The organism is Streptomyces sp. NPDC007856, from assembly GCF_042868225.1.
Lineage (GTDB): Bacteria > Actinomycetota > Actinomycetes > Streptomycetales > Streptomycetaceae > Streptomyces.
In genome coordinates this window covers 127,189-143,114 of record NZ_JBIAEC010000019.1, presented here as the reverse complement: position 1 = coordinate 143,114, position 15,926 = coordinate 127,189, and the positions used below count along the sequence as shown (strand labels likewise).

The 15,926-nt window shown below is 67.5% G+C and carries 14 protein-coding genes and 1 pseudogene; 8 read left to right on the top strand and 7 right to left on the bottom strand.

Annotated elements, in window-relative coordinates:
* Nucleotides 1-109: 109 nt before the first annotated feature.
* On the top strand, nucleotides 110-1,201 hold the full coding sequence (locus ACFYOH_RS36030; RefSeq protein WP_388634700.1) for a hypothetical protein: 1,092 nt from the start codon (nucleotides 110-112) through the stop codon (nucleotides 1,199-1,201).
* Nucleotides 1,202-1,393: 192 nt separating this feature from the next.
* The gene (locus ACFYOH_RS36025; RefSeq protein WP_388634698.1) at nucleotides 1,394-2,311 is read left to right on the top strand and encodes a glycosyltransferase; all 918 of its coding nucleotides are present in this window, start codon (nucleotides 1,394-1,396) and stop codon (nucleotides 2,309-2,311) included.
* 52 nt (nucleotides 2,312-2,363) lie between these two features.
* Here the strand turns inward: ACFYOH_RS36025 and ACFYOH_RS36020 are convergent, their stop codons facing one another.
* From ACFYOH_RS36020 to ACFYOH_RS36000, 5 genes are all read right to left on the bottom strand, one after another.
* Entirely contained in the window at nucleotides 2,364-2,630 is a 267-nt protein-coding gene (locus ACFYOH_RS36020) for a hypothetical protein (RefSeq protein ID WP_388634696.1), read from the bottom strand.
* A gap of 84 nt (nucleotides 2,631-2,714) precedes the next feature.
* Nucleotides 2,715-3,653, bottom strand: coding sequence for a GDP-L-fucose synthase family protein (locus ACFYOH_RS36015; protein WP_388634694.1), 939 nt, complete (start codon nucleotides 3,651-3,653; stop codon nucleotides 2,715-2,717).
* Between the two features lie 34 nt (nucleotides 3,654-3,687).
* On the bottom strand, nucleotides 3,688-4,851 hold the full coding sequence (locus ACFYOH_RS36010) for a DegT/DnrJ/EryC1/StrS family aminotransferase (RefSeq protein WP_388634692.1): 1,164 nt from the start codon (nucleotides 4,849-4,851) through the stop codon (nucleotides 3,688-3,690).
* Nucleotides 4,852-4,899: 48 nt separating this feature from the next.
* Nucleotides 4,900-5,943: a GDP-mannose 4,6-dehydratase gene (gene gmd, locus ACFYOH_RS36005; protein WP_388634690.1), complete on the bottom strand. Its 1,044-nt coding sequence runs from the start codon at nucleotides 5,941-5,943 to the stop codon at nucleotides 4,900-4,902.
* 166 nt (nucleotides 5,944-6,109) lie between these two features.
* Complete coding sequence (locus ACFYOH_RS36000) at nucleotides 6,110-6,979, bottom strand: class I SAM-dependent methyltransferase (RefSeq protein ID WP_388634688.1); 870 nt, start codon at nucleotides 6,977-6,979, stop codon at nucleotides 6,110-6,112.
* A 257-nt stretch (nucleotides 6,980-7,236) separates the two neighbouring features.
* On the opposite strand from ACFYOH_RS36000, the gene ACFYOH_RS35995 reads away from it, so the two are divergent.
* Nucleotides 7,237-8,328, top strand: coding sequence for a glycosyltransferase family 4 protein (locus tag ACFYOH_RS35995; RefSeq protein WP_388634686.1), 1,092 nt, complete (start codon nucleotides 7,237-7,239; stop codon nucleotides 8,326-8,328).
* Nucleotides 8,329-8,345: 17 nt separating this feature from the next.
* Nucleotides 8,346-9,161 (top strand): WecB/TagA/CpsF family glycosyltransferase, encoded by an 816-nt coding sequence (locus ACFYOH_RS35990; protein WP_388634684.1) that lies wholly within the window; start codon nucleotides 8,346-8,348, stop codon nucleotides 9,159-9,161.
* 406 nt (nucleotides 9,162-9,567) lie between these two features.
* Here ACFYOH_RS35990 and ACFYOH_RS35985 read toward each other — a convergent pair whose 3' ends face one another.
* Nucleotides 9,568-11,337, bottom strand: a complete 1,770-nt coding sequence (locus ACFYOH_RS35985; protein ID WP_388634682.1) for a sialidase family protein — start codon at nucleotides 11,335-11,337, stop codon at nucleotides 9,568-9,570.
* Between the two features lie 352 nt (nucleotides 11,338-11,689).
* Nucleotides 11,690-11,982 (bottom strand): annotated as a pseudogene (locus ACFYOH_RS35980) (transposase); the annotation flags it as partial.
* Between the two features lie 247 nt (nucleotides 11,983-12,229).
* Here ACFYOH_RS35980 and ACFYOH_RS35975 point away from each other — a divergent pair.
* From ACFYOH_RS35975 to ACFYOH_RS35960, 4 genes are all read left to right on the top strand, one after another.
* Nucleotides 12,230-12,520: a hypothetical protein gene (locus tag ACFYOH_RS35975; RefSeq protein ID WP_388634680.1), complete on the top strand. Its 291-nt coding sequence runs from the start codon at nucleotides 12,230-12,232 to the stop codon at nucleotides 12,518-12,520.
* Between the two features lie 325 nt (nucleotides 12,521-12,845).
* Complete coding sequence (locus tag ACFYOH_RS35970) at nucleotides 12,846-13,925, top strand: glycosyltransferase family 4 protein (protein ID WP_388634678.1); 1,080 nt, start codon at nucleotides 12,846-12,848, stop codon at nucleotides 13,923-13,925.
* 19 nt (nucleotides 13,926-13,944) lie between these two features.
* Nucleotides 13,945-14,760 carry a WecB/TagA/CpsF family glycosyltransferase gene (locus ACFYOH_RS35965; RefSeq protein WP_388634676.1) on the top strand — a complete coding sequence of 272 codons (816 nt, stop codon included), beginning with the start codon at nucleotides 13,945-13,947 and terminating at the stop codon, nucleotides 14,758-14,760.
* A gap of 185 nt (nucleotides 14,761-14,945) precedes the next feature.
* The gene (locus tag ACFYOH_RS35960) at nucleotides 14,946-15,923 is read left to right on the top strand and encodes a methyltransferase domain-containing protein (protein WP_388634674.1); all 978 of its coding nucleotides are present in this window, start codon (nucleotides 14,946-14,948) and stop codon (nucleotides 15,921-15,923) included.
* Nucleotides 15,924-15,926: the final 3 nt, after the last annotated feature.

The following is a 15,926-nucleotide window of genomic DNA, read 5'->3' as shown; positions in this document are numbered from 1 at the left end:
CCCGGGCTTCGCCGGGCGACTTCCCTTCGTTCACGACGCGGCCGGCCCTACTGAAGTCTGAGCGTGGAGAACCACGTGCGGACGTCCCTTCCTGGCGAAGTGTGTCAGCATGCTACGGCAGCATCACCGGAAATCGATGTATATTCGTCGCCTGCCGGAAAAACAAAGGGAATTCGGACACGTGATCGTTTCGCTGCGAGGAGACCGCGGAGGGGCAACGACTGCCGTTGGATCCCGTGATCGCCCCACCACTGAACTGCGTGTGGCGGTCCCGCTGCATGAGGAACATCCCTCGCACTATGCGGTGAGGGATCTGGTCGCCGAATTCATCGGACAGGGCGCCCACGGCGTGGAGGTCAGGACCCCGCCTTTGATCGGTCGGGCTCTCGCCAGATCCCACCTCTCCCTCCCCCATCGGCAGCGCCGCCGTAAAGGACCGGTCATCGTCCCCATGATGGGAGCACGGTTCGGCCAGCTCTACGCGGCCGGCCTCGCGGGAGATGTCGTCCCGTACTGCTGGGACGTGTGGGAGCCGACCTGGGAGTTGTGGGCCCGTCGGCTGCGGCCCCTACGGCCCCCGGCCGTTTTCGTCACGGCCCTCCAGTCGGCACGATTCCTCGCTGAGGCGTTGCCTCAGTCCCAGGTCATCCATCTCCCCGAGGCGACACGGGTCGCTCGGCACGATTCCGGCACCTGCCTGGATGCGAGGAGGGTCGGCATCCTGGAGCTCGGACGTCGGCACGCGGATTGGCACGAGACAATCACTGAGGCCGTGCGGCTGCATTCTCCCCTTCCCCACCTGTACGAGAACGAGCCGGGCCGACTCGTGTATCCGGATGAACACGCTCTGCGGCGCGGCCTGTCGGATGCGGTGATCTCGGTCTGCTTCCCGTCCTCGCTCACGCATCCACAGCGCTCCGGCAACGTGGAGACGATGACTCAGCGATATCTCGAAAGCATGGCGTCAGGGTGTCTTGTGCTCGGGCACGCACCTTCGGAATTGGTGGCCCTCATGGGTTTCAATCCTGTCGTCGAGGTCGATTGGAACAACCCGGCTCAACAGGTGCTGGACATCCTGGCCTCACCCGGCAGCTGGCAGCCGGTCGTCGACCGGGCGCTGAAACGACTGCGTGAGGTGGGTGATTGGAGCGCACGAATTCGTACCGCCCGGGAGAGACTGCGGGCAATCGGACTCTTGTGATGCATCGGCTGGCGTGCCCCGGACGAGTGAGATTCCTGCGGCCGTGAAAGGTCCGCGCGCCACGTCCGGAGTTGTCACAGCTAGGCTCTCCGTCCGACCGCGGGAATAATTCCGCTACTCCGACCGGATGTGAGCGCGACCACTACTCCGCTCTTCCGGAACACAGACAGGCAATCGCCTCCTATGCCCAGCATGCTGAAGACCATTCTCATCGCGGTGCCGACCACAGGTGCGCGCCCGCTGCGTCCTTTGCTCGACGACCTCGTTCAGCAGGCTCGAGTCACCGAGAGCGGTGGAACGCGCACGGTGTCGATCCTGATCCTGGACAACTCGGCGGCCGGGTCGAAGTCGGCCCGTGAGGCCGCGGCCGCCTGCGGCGTCGAGTACCGGCGCGTCGAGAAGCGTGGTTACTCCCAGGTCCGCAACGCGGCAATCGACGCCGCCTGGCAGTACGATGCGCTGGTTTTCATCGACGACGACGAGCGGCCGGTTCCGGAATGGCTCGGCGCCCTGGTCGCCAGTGCCGAGAACAACGACGCCGACGTCGTCGTGGGTCCTGTCGTGATCCGTCTGCCTCAGGGGGCACCCCGATGGCTCGACGAGGGGCGGCTGATTCGCCAGGTGAGGACCCAGGATGACGGGCCGCTGGAAGGGCCCGCCCAATCCGGAAACACACTCGTCCGAATGTCCACGGTCTGTCGCACGGGTCTGCGTTTCAACTCCGCGTTCGACAGGACGGGCGGCGAGGACTCCGTCTTCTTCCATGAAATGACCCAGCGCGGAGCACGGATGTTCTTCACCCGCACCGCACTTGTCTTCGAAACCCCCGACCAGGACAGGATGACGTTGTCGGGGGTTGTACGCCGTGCCTTCCACGGGGGCCGGACCTCGGCCGTGGTGGAGGCCGAGATCAGTGACATGCCGATGTCCCGTCGACTGATTCGGAGAGCGGGCAAACTCAGTCGTGCGCTTTGCCGGGTCCTTTTCGGTACGGTGTGCGGCCGGTCTGTGGACTGTGTGCTGGGCATGCAGGACATTTCCTTCGTGTGTGGCTGGGGTACGGCGCTCATCACGGGACGTTCGGGAAGCGCGGTCAGCCTGAGCGAGTGAACGCTCCTCATCCTGCGGTTCGCGGGTGCCGGCGGCTGGTGGTCCGGGTTCGTCACGTGGCAGGGCTCCTGGCCGTTTCGCTGGTGATCTCATTCACCGGCGTCTCGACACAGGAGCCCTGTTGGCCCCGTATCGAGCCATGCTCGATACGGGTGCGGTCGCCCCCGATCTCAGCCAGGACAAGAGCGAGCATCTGCTTGCCGAGTGCGTCCTCGACGAGCAGTGGCTGGTGAGCCCGGTCGGCGCGTTTGAGTGCGGCTCGGAGCTGGGCGCGGGTCAGCTGCGCGGCCTTGGTGGGGCCGAAAGCTCGCTGCAGCACCAACCGAACCGGTCGTGCAGCCGTCGCCGTTCACGCCGTCGAGATCGTCTGGCGCTCAGGATGAAACGGGTTCAGCGGCATCCGTCATGAAGAGGGGACCAGATGGGTCAGGTACCAGTCGTACGTCCGCCTGAGTCCTTCGTCGAGCCCGATGCGGTGGCTCCAGCCGAGCTCGTGCAACCTGGTGACATCCAGTAGCTTTCTCGGCATCCCGTCCGGCTTTGTGTGGTCGAACACGAATTGTCCTTCGTAGCCGACCACTTTGCCGATGTGCTCGGCCAACTCCAGGATCGAGACGTCCTCACCAGTTCCGACGTTCAGGAACTCCTTCTTCGTGTAGTTGAACAGCAGCCACACCACGGCATCGGCCAAGTCGTCCACATACAGGAACTCGCGCCGGCTCGATCCAGTACCCCAGATCGTCACCTCGGAACAGCCCGTCGCCTTTGCCTGATGGATCCTGCTGAGAAGAGACGGGATCACATGAGAGGTCTCGGGATCGAAGTTGTCGTTCTCGCCGTAGATGTTTGTCGGCATACAGGAAATGAAGTTCATCCCGAACTCGGCGTGGATGTACTCGCACAGCTTCATCCCTGCGATCTTCGCGTAGGCGTAGGCCTCGTTGGTGGGTTCCGGCCTGCCCGTCATGAGGTACTCCTCCTTCATGGGCTGGGGACAGGCGCGGGGGTAGATACAGGAGCTGCCGAGGAAGAGAAAAGTCTGCACGGCCGCGTCCTTGGCCGACCAGATCAGGTTGTTCTGGATCTGGAGGTTCTCGTACAGGAAGTCCGCGGGATGGCTCATGTTCGCCTTGATGCCGCCCACCCGCGCGGCACTGTCGACGACGTACTGGGGCCGCTCGGTCATGACGAAGTCCCGCACGGAACGTTGGTCGGTGAGATCGAGTTCGGCCCGCGTGGCCAGAACCAGGTTCTCGTAGCCTTCGGAGCGCAGTCGCCGCACGATCGCCTGGCCCACCATCCCGGTGTGCCCGGCGACATAGATCTTCGCTTGCCGGTTCATCCCGCTTGCCCCTTACTCCGTACTTTTTCTCTCGTCAGCCGGCGAGCAAGTCACACAGGGTCGTCAGCTCTTCCTCGTTCATCTCGGGGTTGTTGCCGAAGTAGAAGCCGTTGGTGTGGACGAGTCGCGCGTTCGGCCGTTCGGCCGTGTCCTGGACGTACTTGCGATAGAAGGGCTGTCGCGTGATGTCACCCGCGATGACAGGGCGGATCTCCACCCCGGCCGCCTCGAACTCGGAGCGGTACTTCCGGGCCAGCTCGGGGGTCCTGCAGACGACCGGCATGGCGAAGTTCGACACGGTGTCCATATGGCTGAGGTCGTAGTGGAGTACATCCGCATTGCCGGCCATGGCCCGCTGGAAGCGCTCGAAGTTGGCCACCCGCGCGCCGACGATCTCGTCCCAGTACCGGATCTGCTGGTTCCCGATGAAGCCGTTGATCTCTGTGGGCCGGAAGTTCGACGCCAGGTCGTAGAAGGTGTACTTGGCCTGGAAGTCGTCCACGCGGGCCTCGGCACGCAGCCTCTCCCGCGTGGCCGGGGGCAGGTTACGGTCCCAGCCGTGGGCGCGGGAGATGACCAGCTGTTCGTACAGCTCCTCGTCGTCGGTGCACACCATGCCGCCCTCGATGGTCGACAGGTGGTGACCGACGAAGAACGAGAACGTCGAGGCGACACCGAAGTTGCCGAGCAGGGTGTGGTTCGTTCTCGATCCCAGAGCCTCGCAGTTGTCCTCGATCAGGAGGACACCGCGGTCATCACACATGCGCCGCAGCGCCGGAAGATCGTCGCAGAACCCCAGGACGTTGGTCAGGAACAGCGCCTGGCAGCCGGCGATGTGTGCGTCAAAGGCCTCGGGCGAGACGTTCAGCGTGTCCAGCTCGCAGTCGATCGCGACCGGCTCCAGACCCAGCTGGATCAGGGGCATGACGTTGGTCGGCCAGGTCAGTGCGCAGAAGCCGACACGCCCGCCACGTCGAAGCCTGCCCTGGTTCAGCAGGGCCTGGATCAGGAGCAGATTGGCCACGCTTCCGTTGGCGACGAAGACCGCGTACGTCCGCTCCTGCTTCTCGGCGAAAGCCGTCTCGAACGCCCGGCACTGCTCGCTCATGCTGAGGACGTCCTGGCTCAGGACGAACTCGGCCACGGCACGCTTGGTCTCGGCTTCACGATGGAAGCTGGACTTGATCAGTTTGATCACGTGGACAACCTCTGTGGGACGGGTGGCATGTCCAGCCACCGGAACGGGTCAGAGCCGGGCGAGCGGGTGAGCAGGCAGAGGGACGGCAGGCACGCTGCCTCCTCCTCCCTTCCCGGGGAGGGTCTCGAGTTCCGCATCGACCATCAGGCCCGCCAGCTCGGGCGTGCGCACAGTCGGCCGCCAGCCGAGGATCCGTGCCGCCTTCGACGCGTCACCGACCAGGTCGTCTACCTCGGCGGGGCGCAGGTATCTCTCGTCGAAGCGCACGTGGTCGCGCCAGTCGAGGCCCACATGGGCGAAGCAGTGCTCGACGAAATCCTGAACGCTGTAGCTGGTGCCCGTGGCGACGACGTAGTCGTCCGGGGCGTCCTGCTGCAGCATCAGCCACATGGCCTCGACGTACTCCGCCGCGTAGCCCCAGTCGCGGCGCGCCTCAAGGTTGCCGAGGTACAGCGCGTCCTGGAGGCCCGCCTTGATCCGAGCCGCCGCCATGGCCACCTTGCGAGTGACGAACGTGGGACCCCGGCGCGGTGACTCGTGGTTGAAGAGGATGCCGTTGGCCGCGTAGAGCCCGTACGCCTCACGGTAGTTGCGGGTGATCCAGTACGCGTAGACCTTGGCCACTCCGTACGGGGAGCGAGGGTGGAAAGGCGTCGTCTCGTGCTGCGGCGGGGGCGACGCACCGAACATCTCGGAGCTCGACGCCTGGTAGAAGCGGCAGGGCAGGCCCGTGGTCCGGATGGCCTCGAGCAGCCGTGTGGTGCCCAGTGCCGTCGTGTCCCCGGTGAACAAGGGCTCGTCGAAGGAGACGCGCACATGCGACTGGGCGGCGAGGTTGTACACCTCGTCCGGACGTACGCGTTCGAGGAGACCGGCGACCCTGCTGGCATCCGTCAGATCGCCGTAGTGCAGGAACAGCCGGGTTTCGGGATCGTGCGGGTCCTGGTAGAGGTGATCGATACGGCTGGTGGTGAACGTGGAAGCACGCCGGATGATCCCGTGGACGGTGTAGCCCTTGTCCAGGAGCAACTCGGCGAGATAGGAGCCGTCCTGGCCGGTGATTCCGGTGATGAGCGCCGTTCTGGCTGTCACACGCACTCCTTGTGCTGAAGCTGACGAATGGACGGACGGCCGTTTTTCTGTTGCTGTGCGGCCGGTTCCCTCCTCCCCGGAAACAGCGTAGGAAACAGTCCCTGAATCACCCAGGGTCGCGGCCGAATGTTCCCCCCATGCGGCGCATTCGTAAACGGTTTCCCGTTCAACGGGCGCGCGGCGTCATACGCACCCACAGATGCCAGCCCAGTACTTTCCCACTGCCGCGTCCGTGAACAGGCAGCGGCGGGGCGTGCAGGAAATGCTTCTCGGCGTGGCGGACGTCGAAATCGGGGAAGTCCCGCCGCACGCGCCCGACGTCATAGACCCGCGAAAACGGGTTGTGGGGGCCATCGGTGTTGCTGTGGATGAATTTTGGCATCCGCAGGTATCGAGCGAGCCCGATCCTGCGGGCGTTGTCCAGGTGGGCACCGAGGAGCCCCTGGGGCGCGGGAAGCGCGCCCAGCCGCACCAGCGGATGGGTCGCCAGGAGCGCGGCCCGGCGCAGTAGCCCGATCGACACGAGGTAGTTGAGCGACCAGCGGGCGTACAGCATGACCACCAGCTCTCCGCCGGGCTTCAGTACACGACGGATCTCCCGCTGGGCCCGGTGGATGTCCGGGACGTGGTGAAGCACCCCGTGGCTGAAGACGACGTCGAAGGACGCTTCCGGGAACGGCAGGTCCAGAACGCTGGCCTGGTGCAGCCCGTCGTACGGCAGGTCACGCAGGGCGAGCCGCGTTCCCGTCCTCCTGACCGCCGTCTCGGTCAGGTCGACCCCCGTCCACCGGGCACCTCGCCTGATCAACTGCTCGGCCTCCGAACCCTGTCCGAGTCCGATCTCGAGAAGGCGCCGCCCGGCGCAGTCCAGTCTCTCCAGACATGCCGGAATGTGGTGTTCGAGCCGGTACTTCGCGGCGTCGTACCGCGAGAAGAACTCCTCGTAGTCCTGTCGCTCGTCTCCGTCCGGCGCCCCGAAGACGTTGTCACCGCACGGGTGGGCGGACCAGAAATCCTTGATATCCGGTTCAAGCACGAGAATCTCCTGCCGTTTCTACACATGATCCTGGGGCGCAGAGGCTCTTCTATCACGGCGGATGCGAAGCACCGAGTTACCGTCCCGTGAGTCCCCTATTTTTCTACATCGACATATCCTATGAATAAAAAGAAGCCAACGTGTCGCACTGGACTCTGCAGCCCCGGGCATGATGCCGTGAAACCCCAGATAACATCTCGATAAATTGTCGGGAGGGAGACCTCATGTTCCCGTTCCACCCGAGAGATACACAGCTCTTGGCGCCGACCGTCCTCGCGCTGAGGCACAGTGCGGGCCTCGGGGGCATGGGCAGGGCCGCCGAATTCTTCACCCCGGTGCTGCGGCGCCTGTGTGATGTCGTGGGTGTCGTCTCCCTTTCCGCGGAACGCATGTCCGACCGCTTCGAGCCGCCGTGGCTCGCCAAGGCCGGCGCCACGGGCTTGGCCATGCGGCGTTTCGCCCGGGTGCTGGTCGCAAAACGTCCGGACGCCGTCTACCTGCCGATCTCCCAGTGGGGTCTTCCCCTGCTGCGGGACGCCCTCATCGTCGCCCTCGCCAAGGCCGGCCGGTCCACGCCGGTGCTGCACCTCCACGGCGCCCAGTTGCCGGCCCGGCTCTCCGCGGCCCCGCTTCTGCGGAAGGCACTGGGCGGAGCCCACTGGATCGTCCTGAGCGAGGACGTGGCCGCGGAACTGCGTGCCAGTGGCTGCGGTACGAGGTCGGTGACGGTGATCCGGAACCCGGCACCGGAGACGCCCCGCCAAGCCAGTGCTTTTCCCACGCGGAACCGCACGCAGCCGGCGGACCCCTGTGCCGTGCGGCCTTTGCGCGTCGCCTGGCTCGGCACGATGTGCCGGGCCAAGGGCTTCGACGTGCTGTGCGATGCGGTGGACCGGATGAAACGGTCGGGTGCCGCCGTGGACTTCTCCGTCGCCGGGATGCGGCGGGACGTGCCGGAATCCCGGATGGGTTGTGTGGACCGGGACCTCGGTGTGCTCCAGCCGGCGGACGTCCCCGGGTTCTGGTCCGCTGCCGACGTGTTCGTCCTCCCGGCCCGTTGGGCCGAAGGACTCCCCTTCGTACTGCTCGAGGCGTTGCAGGCGGGCTGCGCCGTCGCGGGGACCCCGTCCGCCGGCTGCGCCGAACTCTTCCGCCACGGATGCGTGGACGCCGTCGAACCCACGGTCGCCTCGGTCGCCGCTTTCCTCGAGGCCTGCCGGACCGACCTGGACGGTGTCCGGGACCGCCAGCAGGAGGCGTGGCATCGGCTGCGGCCGCTGTACGCGCGCGATCGTGTCGAGGAGTCGTTCGCGCGCTTCTGGGAGACATCGATTCTCGGACAAGGTTGAATGCGTTGGAGGCACAGGTGCACACACCGCCTACGCCGGGACTGCCCGACGAGACCACGGCGACCGGGAGGGCGGGCCCGGGTCGGCCCGTGACGGTGTGCGAACTGCCCGTCCACCCGCTCACCCTGGAGGAGTCGGTGGCGGCCGCCGAGGCACTGATCGCGGACGGCGGCCCTCACCAGCACGTCGTGCTGAACGCCTCGAAGATCGTCCAGGCCCATGACGACCCGGCACTGGCGCGGATCATCCGCTCGTGCTCGCTCGTCAACGCCGACGGACAGTCGGTCGTATGGGCGGCCCGCCTCCTCGGCAGCCCGCTGCCCGAACGGGTCGCGGGCATCGACTTCATGCTGGCGCTGTGGCGTACGGCGGCACTCCGCGGGTACCGCGTCTACCTCCTGGGCGCCGAACCCCGGGTGGTCGAGGAAACCGCCCGCATCGCCGCCGTGCAGGGAGTGAAGATCGTCGGACACCGGGACGGTTACTGGGACGAGACCTCCGAGCCCCAGGTGGTTGCTGCTGTCCGTGAAGCCCGTCCGGACATCCTGTTCCTCGCCGTGCCGAGTCCACGCAAGGAGTACTTTCTCGCGCGCCGGCAGCAGGAGTTGGGCTGCGCCCTGGTGGTCGGCGTCGGCGGATCCTTCGACGTGGTGGCGGGAGTGCGCAGCAGGGCACCGCGGTGGATGCAGCGGGCCGGCCTCGAATGGTTCCACCGCCTGGTCCAGGAGCCCCGCCGCATGTTCCTTCGCTACGCGGTGGGCAACACCCGGTTCGTCGCCCTCGTCGCCGCCTGCCGGGCACGTCGGCCGGCCGGCCGCGGGGGCGGAGCGTAAGGCAGGCGACCACGCCGCGTACCACCGCGGGCCCGGGCCATCCGGCTCGGGCCCGCGGTGGTACGCCTGGAACACGGTGACGTGCCAGGTGTGGGAGGTGGCTTCCACGTGGTTCGCCGTGCCGTACGCGGCGGCCGGTACGGCGTCGCTTCGAACGCGACCGCGCGCCCCCGCAGGAACAGCAGGCGCCGCAGGGCCGCGCGAGCCGGAGCACTTCGAGTGACGCCCGCGCTTCCGTCCACCGTTCGCCACGCACCCGGCCCGGCCGGGGAACGCCCGCTTCCGGCGAGGAACTCACCCCGGTGCTCACCACCCAGGAGCCAGGGCACCACAGCCAACGCCGAAGGGCCGAGAAGACGATTGTCCTCAACGGCCCTCCGGCGACCCCGATCTGCTCAGCCAAGTCCTACCTGTGGTGCCGGTGATGCCCCGGCTTCTCCTCGTGGTGCGGCTTGGGATGGGGCTTGGGATGCGGCTTGGGATCGGGCTTGGGCCACCCCGGATCCACGTGCACCGTGCCGACGTTCGCGTCACCGAGGCTGTTGTCTCCCCAGGCGGCGATGGCACCCGGATACGTGCCCAGCCTGTCCGTGGCGATGGAGATGTAGTCGCCCATGTAGTGCGGGGGCGGCACCTGATCCACCATGCTCGGGAAGAACCGGGAGCTCACGGGCGCCCTCTTCCAGCTGCTTCCCCCGTCGGAGGACTGGGCGACCACGGCCTGGATGTTGAAGTTCCTCGCGACGCCCCGGTAGATGCCCTGCCGGTCGTAGTAGAGACTATAGAGCTTTCCGCGCGAGTCCACGTCCAGAGCCGGCTGGAACCAGTCGACCTGTTCCCCGACGGGGCCGTCGTTCACCCGGGTCGGGGCACTCCATGTGGCACCGCCGTCCGTCGACCTGGAGAACAGCACGCTGGAGAAGCAGTACTTCTTGACGTTCTCGCAGTTGCTGTTGGGGTCGGGCTGCTGCGCGTAACGGCCGTCGTTCCATGTCACGTACAGGGCCTTGTTCGACGGTGCGACCGCAAGGCCCTGCAGATCCACGAAGTTGCGGAACAAACCCTGCAGCAACGTACCGTCGCCGGTGGGCACCACCGGACTGATCAAGTGGTCCCCGCCGAAGCTGGCGCCGTCGTCGACCGACCGGCGGACATGGATGGACCGGTGCTGGAAGTCGGGGTCGTAGCGCTCCCAGGCGACGTAGACGTTGCCGCCCTTGCCCGTTTTCACCAGAGACCCGAACACGGTGGCTGTAAGGCCGCAGTCCTGGTCGATCACCTGTGGTGCCGTCCAGGTCGCCCCGCCGTCGGTCGACTTGACGTACTCGATCGCCGTGCGGAAGGCGCCGCCACAGAGTGTTCCGGAGCCGTCGAAGTCGGTGTATGTCACGTGGATGATGTCGTCGGACGGGGAAGCGGTCGGCCCCGGCTCGACGGTGATCATCGGCTTGTCGAGGAAATGGACGCCGAGGTTCGCGCTGGCCGCCAGGTCACCGTGGTGGAAGCTCTTGCCGCCGTCCGTGGAACGGGCCACCGAGATACCGCTCTTGATGGTGCCGTCGGTCTGGAACGTCATGGACGTCGACCCGAAGTAGAAGTTGTTGCTGGTCGAGCAGCCCAGCGTCGGGTCACCGGTCAGGTCCCGTCGGGTCACGCCGGGCGGGGGCGGATCGGCGATCAGGGCGCCCATGTCGGTGTACGACGGCTGCTTCTTGTCCGGGTCGGTGGTGCGGGACCACCCAAGGAGGCTGATGGCGCCGCTCGGCGGGGGGTTGACAACCGTCGACATGAAGCTTCCGGTGTCGTTGTAGCCGATGACCGCCGTCTTGCCGCACCAGGCCGTGCTCGGCTCGCTCTGCGTGTTGCCCGCGAACCGGGAGATGAAGTCGTCCGGGGCGTTCGGGTCGTTGGCGTAGCCCTGAGGCGCCGGCCGTGGCGTCAGCGGCAGTTGCCTGGGCCGGATCTTCAGCGACTTTTTGTTGTTCGCCAGATTGAGCAGAAACTGGCCTGATCCCGACAGGAGCCGCTGATGTTGGGCGGGGATGCTGTGCTTCAGCTTTTCTCCCGCCGCAGAGAGCTGGTTGAGGGGAGACGGAGGCTGCTGCTGGGCGATCGCCGGCGTTGCGGCCACACCGACCACGGTGACGAACGCGGCGAGCAGGCCCCGGGCTGCCACGGGACGTCTCCGTGGTCGCCTTTCGGGGTCCGAAAGGAAGTTCAACGCGGTCACTCCTTTGCTAGGACTGCGTCAGCACTGCTTTATCCCTTTCATATCTCGGCATCGTCGCTGCAGAGGCGAAAGGCATCTGCTCCCCCAGTGAATGGCACCCGTTCAGCTGATCAGGATTTGCCCCGGAGCCACTCCTGGCTCGACCTCGATCGTTCATGGGGGTCCGTCAGCTTGCTGACGGACCCCTTTGTGGCGGGTGTTGGTGGGATTCTCGAAGTGCGGGCAGGTGAGAGCCCGCCTGTCGCGCCGGGGTGTGCGCCGGATTCCACGGTTCCGGTGGACCGGTGCTGCTCGCAGGGACCGCGGGGTCGGAGGCCACCGGCCCGCACACGGCCGGCTCGGCCCGCAGCATGCCCACATCGGCCACGTAGTCCCCGCCCAGCGCCACCGCGAGCGCGACACCCAGCAGGATCTTGCCCGGATCGTGTACTGCCCACGGCTTGTGCCACGGCACAAGCGCCGCCGATATCGCCGCATCCAGGCTGGATTTGCGGACCGTCTCGACCAGCAGCACCGCATCAGCCTGTGACACGATCCCGCGGCCATCGCCGTCGACGCGACACGCGGATAGCACCCGATGCGCATCTTCACCTGGAAAGCGCCTCCGGCGGTGGCGGGAACAAGGACCTCAGCAATCCCCGTTCTCGCTGGTCAGAGGCACTTTCTGCGTTCTTGATCACGAGTCGGACAGCCCGCCTCGTGAAAGCGCGAGGTTAGGTCGAAAGAGCGGAGCGCGTCACCCCCCTCGCGATCATGACCGTATGGAGTCACGCGTATGCATAAAGTGATGCCCGCTGGGAGTCGAGCAGCGGCTCCCACTTGAGCAGGGGAGAAAGACATGCCATCCATTGCCCGGACTCTTGGGGCGGTCGGTGTTGGTGCCGTGCTTGCGCTCGGCATCACACAGTCCGCGTCCGCAGCGCAAGGACAGCTGATCATCGGCAGCACGACGTACAACAACCCCAGCGGCTGCTACATGGTGGGGGGTCTGCCGACTCAGGTGCAGAATCAGACCAATGGCGTCGCGTACATCTTCAGCGGCACCAATTGCACGGGGTTCGTGATTCAGACTCTGACGCCCGGCTCGAGCACCGTCGACAGCTACGGATACAGCGTGTACGTGGGGTAGGCCCCGCCTGCTCGCCGTGAACCGCCCGACTCTGGCCTCCACCAGCAGCACGGTCCCGGCCTGGGAGACCACCGAAAGGCCGCCGCCCTCGATGCGGACACGCGGGTGGGACCCCATACGCTTCTCCATCTGGAAAGTGCTTCTTCCCGCGCAGCCGACAGGACCCTCAGCGAGTCCTGTCGTTGCAGGTCAGGAGCACTTTCCGGCATTGTGGGCCAGCCCTCGCCCGGCCACCTCACGAGGGCGCGTGCCAGGGCAGCGCCGCGGGAGATCCCAGCACGAGTGACGGCACGCCGATCTCGGGCTCCCCCGAGGCAGGCCAGGCGTGGATCACCCACGGCACAGCGCGGGACTCGGCGGCATGGGCAGGGCCGGCGAGTTCTTCACCCCTGTTCTCAGGTGCCTCTGCCACGTCCCGGCCGTCGTCACCCTTTCCGCGGTTCGGACGTCCGACGGCTTCGAGGCGTCCTGGCCCGCGAAGATCCGTACCACGGTCTCGGTCCTGTGGCAGTGCACCCGGGTGCTGCTCAGGGATTCCCCCGACGCCGTCTATCTGCCGATCTCCCAGTGGGGTCTCCCGCTCCTGAGTGACGTCCTCGTCGTCGCGCTCGCCAGGGCCACCGGATCCGCTCCGGTACTGCACCTCCACGGCGCCCAGTTGCCGGCCAAGCTCTCCGGCGCCCCGCTTCTGCGGAAGGCACTGGGCGGAGCCCACTGGATCGTCCTGAGCGAGGACGTGGCCGCGGAACTGCGTGCCAGTGGCTGCGGTACGAGGTCGGTGACGGTGATCCGGAACCCGGCGCCGGGGACTCACCCCGAAGCTCGCGCCTGTCCTCCGCTCACCGGCACGCCGTCATGGGCGCCGAGTGCCGCGCGCCCCCTGCGCGTCGGTTGGCTCGGTACGATGTGCACGGCCAAGGGCTTCGACATCCTGTGCGATGCGGTGGACCGGATGAAGCGTTCGGGCGCCGCCATGGAGTTCTCCACCGCCGGGATGCGTAGGGACGTGCCGCGCTCCCGGATGCACGGCGTGGACTGCGACCTCGGTGTGCTCCAGCCGGCGGACGTCCCCGCTCTCTGGTCCGCCGTCGACGTGTTCGTCCTTCCGGCCCGCTGGGCGGAAGGACTCCCCTTCGTGCTACTCGAGGCCCTGCAGGCGGGCTGCGCCGTCGCGGGGCCCCGTTCCCCCGGCTGTGCCGAACTCTTCCGCCACGGGTGTGTGGACGACGTGGAACCCACGGTCGGCTCGGTCACCGGTTTCCTCGAAGCCTGCCGGACCGACCTCGACGGCGTCCGGCAGCGCCAGCAGAAGGCATGGCACCAACTGCGAGCACTCTACGCACACGACCCCGTCGAGAAGTCGTTCGCGCGGTTCTGGGAGACCGCGCCGTTCGGACAAGGTTGACGACCCGTAGGAGGCACAGGTGCACACACCGCATACGGCGGGGCAGCCCGACGAGGCCACGGCGACCGGAAAAGCGGGTCCGTGCCCGCACGTGACGGTCTGCGGACTGCCCGTCCACCCGCTCACCCTGGGGGAGTCGGTGGCGGCGGCCGAGGCACTGATCGCGGACGGCGGCCCCCACCAGCACGTCGTGCTGAACGCCGCCAAGATCGTCCAGGCGCACGACGACCCGGAACTGGCGCGGATCATCCGCTCGTGCTCGCTCGTCAACGCCGACGGGCAGTCGGTCGTGTGGGCGGGCCGTCTCCTCGGAAGTCCGCTGCCTGAACGGGTCGCGGGCATCGACTTCATGACGGCGCTGTGGCGCAGCGCCGCACGCAACGGATATCGCGTCTATCTGCTGGGCGCCGAACCCAGGGTGGTCGAGGAGACCGCCCGCATCGCCGCCGCCCAGGGTGTCCAGGTCGTCGGGCACCGGGACGGCTACTGGGACGAGACCCAGGAGCCGCAGGTGGTGGCGGCCGTCCGAGAAGCCCGTCCGGACATCCTGTTCCTCGCCGTACCGAGTCCGCGCAAGGAGTACTTCCTCGCTCGCCGGCAGCAGGAGTTGGGCTGCGCGCTGGTGGTCGGCGTCGGCGGATCCTTCGACGTGGTGGCGGGCCTCCGCAGCCGGGCACCACGGTGGATGCGGCGGGCCGGTCTCGAATGGTTCCATCGGCTGGTCCAGGAGCCGCGCCGCATGTTCCTGCGCTACGCGGTGGGCAACTGCCGGTTCCTCGCCCTCACCGCCGTCTACTGGATGCGGCGGTCGGCTCACCGCGAGGGCGGAGCGTAGGGCCGTCGGGCGAGCGCGGCGCCGGTGCCGTATGCGCATGTGCTCTTTCCGGCAGCGCCTTCGGCAGCCTGGGCGCTTTCGCCGTGCTCATCGTCACCCGCGAGGGTGACCGCCGCTGCGAGCTCGCCCCACCAGCGGCAACCGCTCGGTGTCAGGACGCGCCGACCGGCCCCTACTGTGGACCCATGGGTGCCTACGACGCCGAGACCGGCCGGCTGGCCGCCGCCGCGCGGGACGCGCTGGTGCGGGAGATCGACGCCGAGGAGGCCTGGGCCGGGGACCCGGTGTGGCGGGAGGCGTTCGCGACGGTGCCCCGGCACCTGTTCGTGCCGTACTACTACGTCGCCGGGCCGCGCGGCTACGAGCGCCGCTGGGGCGAGAGCCCGGACCCTCAGGACCGCGAGCGCTGGGTGCGCGGCGCCTACGAGGACGTACCGCTGGCCACCCGGCTGCGCGACGGCGAGCTGGTCTCCTCCAGCAGTCAGCCCTCCCTGATGGCGCGGATGCTGGCCGCGCTGGAGGTCGAGGACGGCGACCGGGTCCTTGAGGTGGGCGCCGGCACAGGCTACAACGCGGCGCTGCTCGCCCACCGGCTCGGCGACGACGACCTCGTCACCACCGTCGATCTGGAACCGGAGATCACGGAGTCGGCCCGCCGGCACCTGGAGGCGGCCGGATTCCACCCGGCCGTCGTCACCGGCGACGGCGCGCGCGGCGTGCCCGAACGCGCCCCGTTCGACCGGATCATCGCCACCTGCGAGCTGTCCACGGTCCCACGCGCCTGGCTCGCCCAGTGCCGACCCGGTGCCCGGATCCTGACCCCGCTGGCCACCGGCCTGCTCGCGCTGACGGTGCGGGACGCGACCCACGGCGAGGGCCGTTTCCTGGGCACGCCCGCCTACTTCGTGCCGCTGCGCGGCGCGGGCCGGGGAGGGCCGGAGGGCGTGTCGCTCGCCGGGCTGCCGGGCCGGGCCCGCGAACAGGAGACGTTCCGCTTCCTGCTCGCGCTCACCCGGGACACCCTCGATCCGCAGGAGGCCTACGCGCTGTGGCAGCGCGAGGACGAGCCGGAGCGCGAGCGGTACGGCGTCACGGTCGGCGGCGAGCACACCTGGGCGTGGCTGGACGACCCGGAGGGGCCGTACGCCTGGCCCCTCCCGTGACCC